Below are 12,969 nucleotides of genomic sequence, written 5' to 3' on the forward strand. Positions count from 1 at the left end.
TTCGCAGGCTGCTGATCAGGCCTGGCCGTTGTCTTCCGCGTTGCGGAACATGCGCTTGATCAGCAGGCGCAACCAGGCACGCAGCTCGGAGTCGCTCTGGGGTCGCTGCACTACCTCGTTGATGCCGGCCTGCCGGGCATGCTGGGCCAGTTTGCTGTTGCCGGCCGGGGCCAGCCCGATGATCCAGGCAAACCGATTCCCATCTTCGCGCTCGCGGCAGAAGCGGGTAAATTCGATACCGTCGACCAGCTGCGCAGCCAGATCGATGATGATGACATCAAAGGCCTGTTCACGCAGTGTGGTCAGCGCTATCTGGCCATTCTTGACCCAATGCACATCAACCCCGGGGGTCAGATGTTCACCCGCTTCCTGATAGAGCGTGGGTGAATCATCGACGATCAGCCAATGCTCTACCATCCGACTGCGCTGGCGGGTCTGCTCGCGATCCAGCCACAACCAGAACACGATGCTGGTGCCTGCTTCCGGGGTGGACTGCACCTGCAGCCGCGCGCCGAGTTGACGCAGCAGAAAGAGCGCAATGGTCAGCCCGGACCCCAGGCGGGAGTCGGCTTCTTCCTGATCCCCCGCATGCAGGGCCGGAATGCCATCCTGCCAGAAACGCTGAATATCCTGCAGCAGAAGGTCATCCATGCCATGGCCGGAATCACGCAGCTCAAAGCGGGTATTGACGCGATGCCGGGTCTGCCCTTCGGCCTGTACCAGCAACTTGATAAAGCCGCTGTCGGTGTACTGTATGGCATTGTCCAGCAAGCGCAGCAGTACCATCTTCAGCGTGGTGGCGGGCCCGGTCAGTGGCGGCATGTCGCTGCTCAGCAGTTCGGTGCGGAAATAGAGCGGGTGCTCCTCTTGGCGGGTCTGATACTGGTCGAACCAGTCTTCGAACTGGGTCAGCCAGGCGCGCAGATCCAGCGGCTCATTCTCGACCGCATAGTCGCGGGTCAGAAGACGTTCCAGCGTCTGCAGATCCTGCACATAGCCGAGACCGTCACGCACCGCCTGCTGTGCCGTGTTGAGCAAGGCATGGCGTTCGTCTGCCTGCACGGCCTGACGCAGGCTCACCACGGCATTGCTGACCTGCTGCAAGCGCGCTTCGATATGGTCGTTGAGGGTGCCGCGCCAGGTTTTGCCCAGCAGGGCTGCAGTGCGGTACTGGTTCAACTGTTCCCGATGTTCGTCAGCGACATCGGCAAAGGCCTGTGAGCGCGCGCGCAGATCGGCCCAGGCCTTTTGCTGATTGTGATGATACTGCCAGTACACCACAAAGGAATGCAGGCCGGTCAGCAACAGGAACAGCAGGATAAACAGCGTCACCAGCACGGGCTGCAGGACCGGCGCCCAGGACATGAGCGCAAACCAGCCGCCGGCGAGCAGACTGAATCCGAACAGCACAATGTGCAGGCTGCGCAAGGCCCGGGTGTGGTGCAGATGCCAATAGATCATGGCCGCCGTGGTCGAGTACCAGCCCCAGATCAGCCACAGATAGGTTGCGGGCGGAACTACCAGTTGCAGCACCAGGGCGGTCAGAAAACCGCCAATGGCGGCGCTGTACAGCCACCCTTTCTGTGTCCGGTCCAGAAAGGCCGAGAGCGCGGCAATGACCGACCCCAGGAGGCTGACACCGGTTACCGCCAGCAGCAGATACCAGACCCGGTTCTGCAGCCAGGGCCATTCGGGCCACAACCACAGATGGCCCAGGCCGAACCAGTACCAGACCTGCAGGGCCCAGGCCATGGCGGCAATGGCCACCCAGACAAAGGACCAGTGCCCCTTGAGCACGGTTTGCAGCAGGTTGAACAGAAACAGGGCCAGCAGCAGGCCCGTGGCCGCCCCGATCAGCAGCATTTCCTGCTGGGCAAAGGTCTGGTAGCCGGTCTGGTCTACCAGCATCATGGGGTAGAACTGCCAGTCGTCACTGGTACCCGTGATGTACAGGGTCTGGCGGGTACCGGGCTCTATCTGCAGCGGTATGATGAAGTGGTTGCCGGGAAACAGGCGTTGCGATGGCGACATGTAATCGCTCATCTGCACGTAGCGGTCGGTATCCGGCAGGTCGAGATAGACCCGCAGCAAGTCCAGGCTGGGGTTGCGGATGACGACATACCAGTTGGTCTGGGTACTTTCGTTGCTGATGTTGGCCGACCAGTGAAAAATATCATCTGACCAGCCTCGACTCGGGGTCATGCTCTGGCCTTCCGGCCATTCGAGATCAGGTTCGGGTTCCCAGTGCTGCAGCCACAGACCGGCGGTATGCTGATGCAGGTCATAGCGACTGCGGTCATCGGTCAGAGTCAATACAGCGTGCGCCGGGGCAGTCAGCAGCCACAGGCCAAGACCGACCCACCAGGCCCATGGATGGGAGCCGGTTTCAGTGGGCCGTAAAGTCGGCAACCATTTTTTGCACATCAGCCCAGACCAGTGCCTTGTCCTTTTCATTGAGTATCTCGTGGCGAAGCGTCGGATACAGCTTGAGTTCAGCCCCCGGGCCATGCTGCCGCAACCGGTGCGCCAGGGTTCGGGGCCCTTTGCCAAAGCGCCCAACCGGATCCCGGCCGCCGGCCATGATCAGCACCTGACAGCCTGCTGGCAGGCGTTGCAGTGTGCTGTTCCGCGCCAGGCGCAGCAGCACCTGACTCAGTTCATGCCACAAACCCACACTGCAGGCGAAACCGCAGAGCGGGTCATCAAGATAGGCATCGACCACGGCGGGGTCACCACATATCCAGTCGGATTCGGTACGGGCCGAGGCAACGCTGCGGTTGAACTGACCAAAGGTCAGTTTCTGCACCAGCGGGCTGACTGCCGAAGCGCCCTGGCGCCACTTCAACAGTCCGGTCAGGGCCTGCAGGGCTCGGGTCGGCAGCGTCTGGGGTGAGTCAGGGCCAACCAGAACCAGGCCCCGGCAGGTGTCAGGCAGGGTCAGGCTGGTGGCGTAGTCGAGTACGGCAAAGGAGCCCATGCTGTGGCCCAGTATCCACAAGGGCAGTCCGGGCGCCCGGTCGGCGGCGTGGGCCAGCATGACCGTCAGGCGGTCGGTGACCGCGTTCCAGCCGGATGGGCCAAGATCTCCCAGCGTGCTGGCGCCGGCGCCGTGGCCCGGATGGTCATAGGTCAGCACATGCCAGCCGCGCTCGGCCAGGTAGCGGGCGAAGGCGTCATAGCGTCGGTGGTGCTCTGCCATCCCGTGGCAGATTACGATGCAGCCGCGGGCCTCGTCAGAGGCAGGTGTCCATTGCCAGTCGAAATCAGTCATGCACGCAGTTTAGGTGCAGTCGGGCATGCAGGCAATGCTCAGTTGGGCATACGGACCCGTAATGCATGCTGATCCATGAAAGGACGCAGGATACCGGGCTCCTCCCGCGTGACCAGTACCGGCGCCTGTTCGAACCCGTCCATCAGAATGGACAGGGTCTGTTCCACGATACCCTCGAGTTCGGAGGCGTAGGGCTCGCCAATCAGGGTGTGGGCCACCATGTTGGCTTCGGTCATGTCCACATGCAGAATGAACCGACCCAGGCGCAGGCGCAGCTGGTCATTGAGTTCTTCCAGCAGGCGATGCCCGAGATAGGCACGATCGATCAGGGCCAGCAAACCACCGGCCTGACTCAACTCGCATTCGCGGGTGAAAAAGTTTTCTACCGCCTGGGTAACCGGCAGAATCAGCGTTTCCAGACCCCATTGCCGGGCCGACGTCTGGGCGGTACGCAGAGACACTGGCAACTGTTCCATATAGCGGCCCACAAATACCTGCAGGCTGGTGCTGTCGGCATCCAGTTTTCTGGCCTGTCGGCTGTAGACCTGTTCCATGTCGGGACGAGATTCGTCGCAACTTCGGGCCAGCAGAATGGCATATTCCACATCGGTCACGGTCATGGTGCGTCACAGTCAGGTTCGGTAGGGTCTGATTCCAGTATAGTGGCTGTGCATGAACTGTCCGTCAGGACTGCGTTATTTTATGTAATATGGCGCCACCGTCTGGCCACCAGCCCGGCCATCAGCAGGCTGCGCAGCGCCATCATGGCGGCAAACAGAATCCAGATCACATGATTGCTGGTAATGGGAATCAGCAGGCTGAGCGGCAGGTAGATGGCAAACACGCTGATCAGCAGCACATTGCGCATGGCACGGACCCATTGCAGGCCGATAAAGACACCATCGAGCCAGTAGGCCCACCAGGTATAGAGCGGCATCAGAATCAGCCATATGGCGTATTCGATCGCCACGGCGCGCACTCCGGGCAGATCGGTCAGCAGATGAATCAGGAATTCGGCCGCCAGGGCAAAGACCAGGGTCAGCAGCAAGGCGGTACCGGCGGACCACAGGCCACTGCCCAGAATCGCCTGTTGCACGCGCCGCCGCCGGCCAGCGCCGGCATGCTGTCCGACCAGGGCTTCGGCGGCATTGGCATAACCGTCAAGCAGGCTCGAAATGACCAGCAGGAAGCTCAGCAGTACTGCATTGGCCGCTACCACATCCGGGCCGAGCTGCAGCCCCAGACGGGCGAACCAGTTGAAGGCGAACAGCAGGGTCAGGGTGCGAATCAGCAACGGCAGGGCCAGCCGCAGGTAGTGGCTGAGTGGTGGAATGGCTGCGGACAGCGCTGCGGATACTCTGTGCGCACCCTGGCTGTGCAGTACCCGCCAGGCACTGCAGGCATAAACCAGAAAGGCGCAGAGATCGCCGATCACACTGCCCACGGCGACGCCCGCCACCTGCCAGCCCAGGCCGACCACCAGCAGCACACTGAGCGCAATATTCACAATCTGGGCGGTCAGGGTGGCCCAGAGGTTGATCCGGGTGCGCTGCACCCCGATACACCAGCCGGCCAGCAGCAGATTCAGCAATACCAGCGGCACGGACCAGACCCGAATGCCGAGATAGGTGCGAATATGTTCGGCTACCACTGAATCATCGGGCTGATAGAAGCCGATACCGAGCGCAATCAGCAACGGTGACAGCAGAACCAGCAGCACGCCCAGGCCACCGACCCAGACCGCCAGCCGGCGCAACCAGAGGCCTGCCGCCGCCAGGCCGGAGCGACCGAATATCCAGGCCGTGCTGCCACTGGTGGCCATGGTCAGCAGATTGAACCCCCAGGCGACAAAGCCGAACAGATTGGCTCCCAGCGCCACGGCGGTCAGGTAACGGCTGTCCGTCTGGTGACCCATCAGGCCGGTATCCACCAGACCAAGCAGCGGGGCGCTGGCGTTGGCCAGCATCAGGGGCCAGGACAGATGCCAGATCCGGCCCAGCATGGTGAGGGGAAACAGACGCCGCAGCGGGCAAGCAAAATAAGCCAAATCCGGGAGGTCCTTGTGGTCGTTGACAGCCTGCAAGCCCGCCTTACGGGCCTTCAGGTTTGACTTTCGGCTGACAATTTTACAGTATTGCGCGCCGCGTAAGACTGTCAGATCAGTGCACGCACGTATATACTCCCCACCGCCAGAAGCGGAGTAGCAACAGCGTTCCCTAATGTAAAGATTCTCGCCGGGCCGGCCACCGATGTCACCCCAGCGCCAGAATCGACGGTCAACTGCTGATCTGGTGCGCCGCGCGGAGCATCGTCGTACGACAAAAGAAGCTGTATCAAGCCGAGGTAAACATGCTTAAACGACTGCGACCCTTCAGCCTGCTGGCTGTGGTTTTCACGGCCCTGATGGTGGCCAGTAGTGGTGCCCTAGCCGGGTGGGAACTGAACATGCGTCAGGGGGTAACTGAAATCAGTCAGGAAATCTACTCCCTGCACATGCTGATGCTTTACATCGTCTGCATCATCGGGGTGCTGGTGTTTGGCGTCATGTTCTGGGCCATGTTCAAGTACCGCAAGTCCAAGGGCGCCAAGCCGGCGACCTGGCATGAGAACACTCGTCTTGAAGTGCTGTGGACGGTGATCCCGCTGGTGATTCTGATCGGCATGGCGGTGCCGGCCACGGTGACTCTGGCCAAGATCTACGACACGCCGGATGCGGACATCACAGTCAAGGTCAACGGCTATCAGTGGCGCTGGGAATACACCTATCTCGCAGATACACCGGAAGAAGAGGTGTCTTTCTTCTCCTCTCTGGCAACACCGCGTTTCGAAATTCGTGGTGAGGCGCCGAGAAGCGAGTTCTACCTGCTGGATGTCGACAACCCGCTGGTGATTCCGGCCAATACGCCGGTCAAGTTCCTGATCACGGCCAACGACGTTATCCACTCCTGGTGGGTACCTGATTTCGGCATCAAGAAGGATGCCGTGCCCGGCATCATCAATGAAAGCCATGCCACCGTGCTCGAGCCGGGTACCTATCGCGGTATGTGTGCCGAGCTCTGTGGTCGCGACCACGCCTACATGCCCATCGTGGTTGAAGTGCTGGAGCCGGAAGAATTCGAACAGTGGCTGGCCGAACAACGGGGTGACGTGGCTGCCGCCGAACAAGACGACAGCGTTGCCCTGACCTCAGCCGGACAAGTAAGGAGCTTTATTCAATGACAGCTATTCCGCATGATGATCACGCACATCATGGTCCGGCTACGGGCCTGTGGCGCTGGGTAGTCACCACCAACCACAAGGACATCGGCGCGATGTACCTGTGGTTCAGTTTCGCCATGTTCCTGCTCGGCGGCGCCTTTGCCATGGTCATCCGGGCCGAGCTGTTCCAGCCCGGTTTCAGCCTGGTGGAGCCCGAGTTCTTCAACCAGATGACCACCATGCATGGTCTGATCATGGTGTTCGGTGCCGTGATGCCGGCCTTTGTCGGGCTGGCCAACTATATGATTCCGCTGATGATCGGGGCGCCGGACATGGCGCTGCCGCGCCTGAACAACCTCAGCTTCTGGATTCTGCCGTTCGCCTTCCTGATTCTGGTCAGCACCCTGTTCATGGCCGGCGGCGGCCCCAACTTCGGCTGGACCTTCTATGCGCCGCTGTCGACCACCTACGGCCCGCCGTCCACGGTCTTCTTCATTCTGGCCATGCACATCATGGGTGCGTCCTCCATCATGGGGGCGATCAACATCATCGTCACCATCTGGAACATGCGCGCGCCCGGCATGACCTGGATGAAGATGCCGCTGTTCGTCTGGACCTGGCTGATCACCGCCTTCCTGCTGATCATGGTCATGCCGGTACTGGCCGGTCTGATCACCATGATGCTGCTCGACATCACCGCGCAGACCTCGTTCTTCAACGCCGCCGGTGGCGGCAGCCCGCTGCTGTTCCAGCACCTGTTCTGGTTCTTCGGACACCCTGAAGTCTACATCATGATCCTGCCGGCCTTCGGCATCATCAGTGCCATCATTCCGGCCTTTGCACGCAAGCCGCTGTTCGGCTATGCGTCCATGGTGTATGCGACGGCAGCCATTGCCATCCTGTCATTCTTTGTCTGGGCCCACCACATGTTCACCGTGGGCATGCCGTTTGCGGCGCAGCTGTTCTTCATGATCTCCACCATGATCATTGCCGTGCCGACCGGGGTGAAGGTCTTCAACTGGGTGGCTACCATGATCGGCGGCTCCATGACCTTTGAAGTGCCCATGCTGTTTGCCATCGCCTTTGTGGTGCTGTTCACCATCGGTGGCTTCTCCGGCCTGATGCTGGCCATCGCGCCGGTCGACTATCAGTACCACGACACCTATTTCGTGGTCGCACACTTCCACTATGTACTGGTGCCAGGTGCGGTGTTCTCCATCATGGCGGGTGTGTACTACTGGCTGCCCAAGTGGACTGGCCACATGTTCCATGAAGGCCTGGCCAAGGTGCATTTCTGGATGTCCTTTATCGGCGTCAACGTGGCCTTCTTCCCGCAGCACTTCCTGGGCCTGGCCGGCATGCCGCGCCGGATTCCGGACTACCCGCTGCAGTTTGCCAACTTCAACATGATCTCCAGCATGGGGGCCTTCCTGTTCGGTCTGAGCCAGTTGCTGTTCATGTTCATCGTTATCAAGTGTGTGATGGGCGGCAAGAAAGCCGAAGCCAAACCCTGGGAAGGTGCCGAGGGTCTGGAGTGGGATCTGCCAAGCCCGCTGCCGTACCATACCTTTGAGACACCGCCGAAGATCAAGTGAGGTCTCCTGCCATGACTACTGATGCAGCAAAGAAGAAGTCGAACACGAAGATAATGGTGCAGCTGGGCCTGCTGGCAGCGTCCATGATTGCATTTGTTTTCGTGGGTCTGGTGCCCATGTACAACTGGATCTGCGAGGTCACCGGCATTGGCGGGCGCACCACTGGCCCGACCACGGAACTGATCACGGAAATCGACGAAAGCCGCGATATCCGTGTGCAGTTCATGGCCAGTGCCGAGCGCGACATGCCGTTCGAGTTTCGGGCGCTGGACACGCGTGTCCAGGTGCATCCGGGCCAGCAGCACACCATCCACTACCGGGTTACCAACACCAGCGACGAAACGCGTGCGGTGCAGGCAGTACCCAGTCTGAGCCCCTATCGGGTGACGGAGCATTTCCACAAGATCGAGTGCTTCTGCTTCGAGGAAACGGTGCTGGCACCCGGAGAATCGCTGGATATGCCGATGATTTTCTATGTGGATCCCCGACTGCCTGAGGATGTGAGCAGTATTGCCATGTCCTACTCTCTGTTCAATCTGCCCGGATATGCCCAGGCTGACATCAAGGAGCCCAACTGATGGCCTCATCAACTCATGACAAGACGCCGGCCTACTATGTGCCGGAATCGAGCCGGCTGCCTATTGCCATGGCCTTCACGCTGTTCCTGCTGGCCTGGGGCGGCGCCGGTGTGTTGCAGAATGTCTCCGGCATTCAGCAGAACAGCTCCGGGGTCTGGATTCTGTCGGTTGGCCTGGTCATGTTTGCCGCCACCCTGACGGTCTGGTTCACCAAGGCTGCGCGCGAACATATGGCGGGTCTCAACAGTGAACAGCTGCAGGAGAGCTACCGCCAGTGCATGAAATGGTTCATTGTGTCCGAGGCCATGTTCTTCGCCGCCTTCTTCGGCGGCCTGTTCTATGTGCGGGCCTTCGAGCTGCCGTGGATGGCCGGCGAAGGGGCCAAGGCGGCCACCGGCATGCTGTATGAAGGCTTCGAGTACACCTGGCCGTTGCTCACCAACCCGGTACCGGAAGCCGTGCCCGGCCCGCAGGAGGCCATGCACTGGACCATTCCGCTGATCAACACCACCCTGCTGATCACCTCCAGTGTCACCCTGACCTTCGCCCACCATGCCCTGCGCAAGGAGCATCGGGCCAGCCTGAAAAACTGGCTGCTGGCGACCATTGTGCTGGCGGTGGTGTTTCTCGGTTTCCAGGCCTACGAATATTATGAAGCCTATGCGCATCTGGGCCTGACTCTGGATTCAGGCATTTACGGGTCCACGTTCTTTATTCTGACCGGGTTCCATGGTGTGCACGTGATCATGGGAACGATCATCCTGATCGCGCTCTACTTCCGTGTATTGAAGGGCCACTTTACCGGCCCCGACCATTTCGGTTTCGAGGCCGGGGCCTGGTACTGGCACTTTGTGGATGTGATCTGGATTCTGCTGTTCTTCGTGGTCTATATCTTCTAGGCACCGGCTCCGGCCGGTCAGTAGGTGCCGCTCCACGGAGCGGCTACATCCAACTGACCGGTGACCAGCCCGATGACCAGGACCGCCATCAGCACTGCCGCCAACCCGACTCGCCACCAGAGCCAGTACAGGGTTTTGGCACCATCTTCCCGCCACAGGTGACGCGCCGAGGTCGCCAGCGCAATGATCATGGCCAGCAGCAGAACCGCCAGTAACAGCTTGAACATACAGGATACTCCTCATGGCATTTAGGCCAGGCTGGGCGATGACAGCTTTTGTGCTGTTTTTCCTGCCGGTGACACTGGCTCTGGGGATGTGGCAGCTTAACAGGGCTGACGAAAAAAATCAGTTGCTGAGCGCCCTGGCCCAGCAGGCCGAAATGCTCCAGCAGTGGGACCAGGGTCCGGCTCCGGCCCCGGGTACGCCGGTCAGCAGCTGTGTGGTTCTGGCCGGTACCGAATGGCACCTGGACAATCGGACTATGGACGGCAGGGTGGGTTATGACCTCTACTGGCCGGCCCGGCTGTGCAGTGATGGCGCTCCCCTGCTGATTCGGGCCGGGTGGCTGGAAGGGCCGGCGACCCGGGACCGGCTGCCGGCATCACGATTGCCGGACTTGCCGCCAGGACAGGCCACGTCGATACAGGGCCAGATACGGCCCGCGCCTGGCACGCCCTGGTTGACGGCCGGCGCCCAGCAGGTAGAGTCCGGGCGCTGGCGCCTGCAGAATCTGACCGATGTGCCGGACCAGGAGTGGGGTGAAGATACCCCAATAGTGCAGATCACACAGCCGGAGCCCTGGGCTCTGGTCGACAACTGGGACCCGGTCAACATGCCGCCGGAACGGCATATCGGGTATGCCATACAATGGTTCGGGCTGGCCGCCGTGTTGGTGGTCGGCTTCCTGATCTGGGGATTTCATCGCGGTCGAGCGACCGCCAGGAGCACTGACAGCAATGAGTAACGCCCGCCCCAAGCCCGGCTACAAGGCCGCCCAGTTGTGGATTGTCCTGCTTACACCCCTGGTGGTCATACTGGCCTCCACGCTGCTGTTTTATTCCGGCTGGCTGCATCCGGAAGACACCACCAACAAGGGCGAGCTGATCTCACCGCCGCTGGATATCAGTGCGCTGGGGCTGGAACAGGACGACCGCCGCTGGTGGCTGCTGACGGCCTCCACTGCCGGCTGCGACGCGGTGTGTGAAGAGCAACTGTATTGGGTGCAGCAGATTCATATTCGGCTGGGGCGCGAAAGTCCGCGCGTCAGTCGTTCCCTGCTGACCGCAGAGCCGGTTGCTCTTAGTCAGGAATTCCCCGGCCTTCATGAACGCCAGGGCAATCTCGATGCCCTGCCCATGGATGAGCCGGTGCAGTTGTTTGTTGTCGATCCCAATGGCAATGTCATGATGAAATTCAATTCTGACAACAGCTATGAAGATGTGCTGGATGACATCAATACGCTGCTCAGCCGATCAACCATAGGTTAGAGGTCTAATGTCCATGTTACGGAAAGATCTGTCCCGCCCCGGCTATCTGCTTGCACTGTCGGCAGTCATCTTCAGCTATTTCGTGGTCACCCTTGGTGCCTATACACGTCTGGTGGATGCCGGCCTGGGCTGTCCGGACTGGCCCTTCTGCTACGGGCATCTGTGGGCGCCGCTGACCGACGAGGCCATCTCACTGGCCAACCAGGCCTGGCCCGAATTTCCGGTGGACCACAGCATCATCTGGCCGGAAATGCTGCATCGCTATGTAGCAGTGATACTGGGGCTGATGGTGCTGGCCCTGTGGTGGGTCACCTGGCGGCATCGCAATGTGCCCGGTCAGCCGCTCAAGCTGCCCATCGCCATCGGCATCATCATCTGCATTCAGGCGGCTTTCGGGGCCTGGACCGTGACCCTGAAGCTGTGGCCGCAGGTCGTCACCGCGCACCTGCTCGGCGGCTTCCTGACCGCGACTCTGCTCTGGCTGCTGACCCTGCGGCTGTCCGGCTGGCAACCCGGCCTGCGCTGGGTCAATACCCGCTACATGTCGATGACCCTGGGCCTGATCACCATGGCGGCGCTGATCATCCAGATTGCGCTGGGTGGCTGGACCTCGGCCACCTATTCGGCGCTGGCCTGTCCGGACTTCCCGACCTGTCAGGGCTACTGGTTTCCGCCGTTCGACTACGCCCGCGGGTTCGACATCTTCAAGGCCATTGGCCCCAACTATCTGGGCGGCAAACTGGATGGTGAAGCCCGTGCTGCCGTGCATCATGTGCATCGCGTTGGCGCGCTGGTGGTGACCCTGCTGATGCTGGTTCTGGCCTGGCGGGTGCACAGAGCCGGTTTACAATCGCTTGCCAAACTGTTAGTGGGTACACTGGCAGTGCAGGTTGCACTGGGTATCATAAACGTATATTTTGCCCTGCCCCTGTGGGCGGCAACAGCTCACAATGGTGTGGCACTGGTGCTGCTGATGGTCATGACGACCATCCTGTACCGTATGTACCGGGAGTTATCCTATGACCAATAGCGTGGTCCGCTCTACTCGCACAGCGCTTTTGCGCGACCTCTGGGAGATGTGCAAGCCCAAGGTCGTGCTGCTGATGCTGATCACTTCCGTGGTCGGTATGGCGCTGGCGACCGAGGGCTGGATTCCGCCTCTGGTACTCATCTTCGGCAATCTCGGCATTGCCATGGTGGCGGCCTCCGGTGCCGCCATCAACCACCTGATGGATGAGCGCATTGACCAGAAAATGGCCCGCACCCAACGCCGACCCGTGGCAACGGGCCGGGTCTCGGTGCCCATGGGGGTGGCGTTTGCTGCCCTGCTGGGTGCCATTGGCAGCCTGATCCTGTGGTGGAGCACCAATCTTCTGACCATGTGGCTGACGCTGGCGGCGCTGGTGGGGTATGCCTTCATCTACACCGGCTTTCTCAAGCGGGCCACGCCGCAGAACATCGTGATTGGTGGTCTGGCCGGGGCGGCCCCGCCCCTGCTGGGCTGGACTGCAGTAACCGGGCAGATAGAGCCGATGGCGCTGTTGCTGGTGCTGATCATCTTCACCTGGACCCCGCCGCATTTCTGGGCGCTGGCCATTCATCGGCGTGAAGACTACGCCAAGGCCAACGTACCCATGCTGCCGGTGACCCATGGGGTGGCCTACACCAAGCTGTTCATCCTGCTGTATACGCTGTTGCTGACGGCCGTGACGCTGTTGCCTTTCCTTATTCTGGAGGTGGGTCGTCTGTATCTGATCGCCGCCATGCTGCTGAATCTGCGCTTTATCCAGTGGGCCTGGCGGCTGTATCGGGATGAAAGACACGCCATGCCGACGTTCCGGTTCTCCATCACCTATCTGCTGTGGCTGTTTACCGCCCTGCTGGCGGATCACTACCTGAGCCTGTTCGCGCCGCACCTGGCGCGCATGGTCAGCTGAGCCT

At 60.8% G+C, this 12,969-nt stretch carries 13 protein-coding genes; 8 read left to right on the forward strand and 5 right to left on the reverse strand.

What is annotated here, in order from left to right:
• Positions 1 to 15: 15 nt before the first annotated feature.
• From E4656_RS15890 to E4656_RS15905, 4 genes are all read right to left on the reverse strand, one after another.
• The gene (locus tag E4656_RS15890) at positions 16 to 2,424 is read right to left on the reverse strand and encodes a hybrid sensor histidine kinase/response regulator (RefSeq protein ID WP_167856090.1); all 2,409 of its coding nucleotides are present in this window, start codon (positions 2,422 to 2,424) and stop codon (positions 16 to 18) included.
• Positions 2,387 to 3,271, reverse strand: a complete 885-nt coding sequence (locus tag E4656_RS15895) for an alpha/beta fold hydrolase (protein WP_135484295.1) — start codon at positions 3,269 to 3,271, stop codon at positions 2,387 to 2,389. The genes E4656_RS15890 and E4656_RS15895 overlap by 38 nt, the downstream gene beginning before the upstream one ends.
• A gap of 38 nt (positions 3,272 to 3,309) precedes the next feature.
• Positions 3,310 to 3,891 (reverse strand): hypothetical protein, encoded by a 582-nt coding sequence (locus E4656_RS15900; RefSeq protein ID WP_135484296.1) that lies wholly within the window; start codon positions 3,889 to 3,891, stop codon positions 3,310 to 3,312.
• Between the two features lie 80 nt (positions 3,892 to 3,971).
• Positions 3,972 to 5,318, reverse strand: a complete 1,347-nt coding sequence (locus E4656_RS15905; RefSeq protein WP_135484297.1) for an MATE family efflux transporter — start codon at positions 5,316 to 5,318, stop codon at positions 3,972 to 3,974.
• A gap of 302 nt (positions 5,319 to 5,620) precedes the next feature.
• Between E4656_RS15905 and coxB the strand changes: the two genes are divergently transcribed.
• The 4 genes from coxB to E4656_RS15925 are packed head-to-tail and all read left to right on the forward strand — an operon-like array spanning position 5,621 to position 9,541.
• On the forward strand, positions 5,621 to 6,490 hold the full coding sequence (gene coxB / locus E4656_RS15910) for a cytochrome c oxidase subunit II (protein ID WP_135484298.1): 870 nt from the start codon (positions 5,621 to 5,623) through the stop codon (positions 6,488 to 6,490).
• Positions 6,487 to 8,064 (forward strand): cytochrome c oxidase subunit I, encoded by a 1,578-nt coding sequence (gene ctaD, locus E4656_RS15915; protein WP_135484299.1) that lies wholly within the window; start codon positions 6,487 to 6,489, stop codon positions 8,062 to 8,064. Before coxB ends, ctaD begins: the two co-directional genes overlap by 4 nt.
• 11 nt (positions 8,065 to 8,075) lie before the next feature.
• On the forward strand, positions 8,076 to 8,642 hold the full coding sequence (locus E4656_RS15920) for a cytochrome c oxidase assembly protein (RefSeq protein WP_135484300.1): 567 nt from the start codon (positions 8,076 to 8,078) through the stop codon (positions 8,640 to 8,642).
• Entirely contained in the window at positions 8,642 to 9,541 is a 900-nt protein-coding gene (locus E4656_RS15925) for a cytochrome c oxidase subunit 3 (RefSeq protein ID WP_135484301.1), read from the forward strand. Before E4656_RS15920 ends, E4656_RS15925 begins: the two co-directional genes overlap by 1 nt.
• A 17-nt stretch (positions 9,542 to 9,558) precedes the next feature.
• Here E4656_RS15925 and E4656_RS15930 read toward each other — a convergent pair whose 3' ends face one another.
• Positions 9,559 to 9,768 (reverse strand): DUF2909 family protein, encoded by a 210-nt coding sequence (locus tag E4656_RS15930; protein WP_135484302.1) that lies wholly within the window; start codon positions 9,766 to 9,768, stop codon positions 9,559 to 9,561.
• Positions 9,769 to 9,782: 14 nt separating this feature from the next.
• Between E4656_RS15930 and E4656_RS15935 the strand changes: the two genes are divergently transcribed.
• Genes E4656_RS15935 through cyoE form a run of 4 tightly spaced genes read left to right on the forward strand, consistent with a single transcriptional unit; the run spans position 9,783 to position 12,965 of the window.
• Positions 9,783 to 10,505 (forward strand): SURF1 family protein, encoded by a 723-nt coding sequence (locus E4656_RS15935; protein WP_135484303.1) that lies wholly within the window; start codon positions 9,783 to 9,785, stop codon positions 10,503 to 10,505.
• A complete protein-coding gene (locus E4656_RS15940) occupies positions 10,498 to 11,028 on the forward strand; it encodes a hypothetical protein (RefSeq protein ID WP_135484304.1) in 531 nt (176 codons plus the stop codon). The genes E4656_RS15935 and E4656_RS15940 overlap by 8 nt, the downstream gene beginning before the upstream one ends.
• Before the next feature lie 13 nt (positions 11,029 to 11,041).
• The gene (locus E4656_RS15945) at positions 11,042 to 12,058 is read left to right on the forward strand and encodes a COX15/CtaA family protein (protein WP_240754004.1); all 1,017 of its coding nucleotides are present in this window, start codon (positions 11,042 to 11,044) and stop codon (positions 12,056 to 12,058) included.
• Positions 12,048 to 12,965 (forward strand): heme o synthase, encoded by a 918-nt coding sequence (gene cyoE, locus E4656_RS15950; RefSeq protein WP_135484306.1) that lies wholly within the window; start codon positions 12,048 to 12,050, stop codon positions 12,963 to 12,965. The genes E4656_RS15945 and cyoE overlap by 11 nt, the downstream gene beginning before the upstream one ends.
• Positions 12,966 to 12,969 lie beyond the last annotated feature (4 nt).

This window comes from Natronospirillum operosum (assembly GCF_004768465.1).
GTDB classification, from domain to species: Bacteria; Pseudomonadota; Gammaproteobacteria; order Pseudomonadales; family Natronospirillaceae; genus Natronospirillum; species Natronospirillum operosum.

Coding starts and splice junctions, on each gene's coding strand:
- E4656_RS15940 (WP_135484304.1), top strand. CDS start 10,498: ATGAGTAACGCCCGCCCCAAGCCCGGCTACAAGGCCGCCCAGTTGTGG.
- E4656_RS15920 (WP_135484300.1), top strand. CDS start 8,076: ATGACTACTGATGCAGCAAAGAAGAAGTCGAACACGAAGATAATGGTG.
- E4656_RS15925 (WP_135484301.1), top strand. CDS start 8,642: ATGGCCTCATCAACTCATGACAAGACGCCGGCCTACTATGTGCCGGAA.
- ctaD (WP_135484299.1), top strand. CDS start 6,487: ATGACAGCTATTCCGCATGATGATCACGCACATCATGGTCCGGCTACG.
- E4656_RS15945 (WP_240754004.1), top strand. CDS start 11,042: ATGTTACGGAAAGATCTGTCCCGCCCCGGCTATCTGCTTGCACTGTCG.
- E4656_RS15930 (WP_135484302.1), bottom strand. CDS start 9,768: ATGTTCAAGCTGTTACTGGCGGTTCTGCTGCTGGCCATGATCATTGCG.
- E4656_RS15935 (WP_135484303.1), top strand. CDS start 9,783: ATGGCATTTAGGCCAGGCTGGGCGATGACAGCTTTTGTGCTGTTTTTC.
- coxB (WP_135484298.1), top strand. CDS start 5,621: ATGCTTAAACGACTGCGACCCTTCAGCCTGCTGGCTGTGGTTTTCACG.
- E4656_RS15900 (WP_135484296.1), bottom strand. CDS start 3,891: ATGACCGTGACCGATGTGGAATATGCCATTCTGCTGGCCCGAAGTTGC.
- cyoE (WP_135484306.1), top strand. CDS start 12,048: ATGACCAATAGCGTGGTCCGCTCTACTCGCACAGCGCTTTTGCGCGAC.
- E4656_RS15895 (WP_135484295.1), bottom strand. CDS start 3,271: ATGACTGATTTCGACTGGCAATGGACACCTGCCTCTGACGAGGCCCGC.
- E4656_RS15890 (WP_167856090.1), bottom strand. CDS start 2,424: ATGTGCAAAAAATGGTTGCCGACTTTACGGCCCACTGAAACCGGCTCC.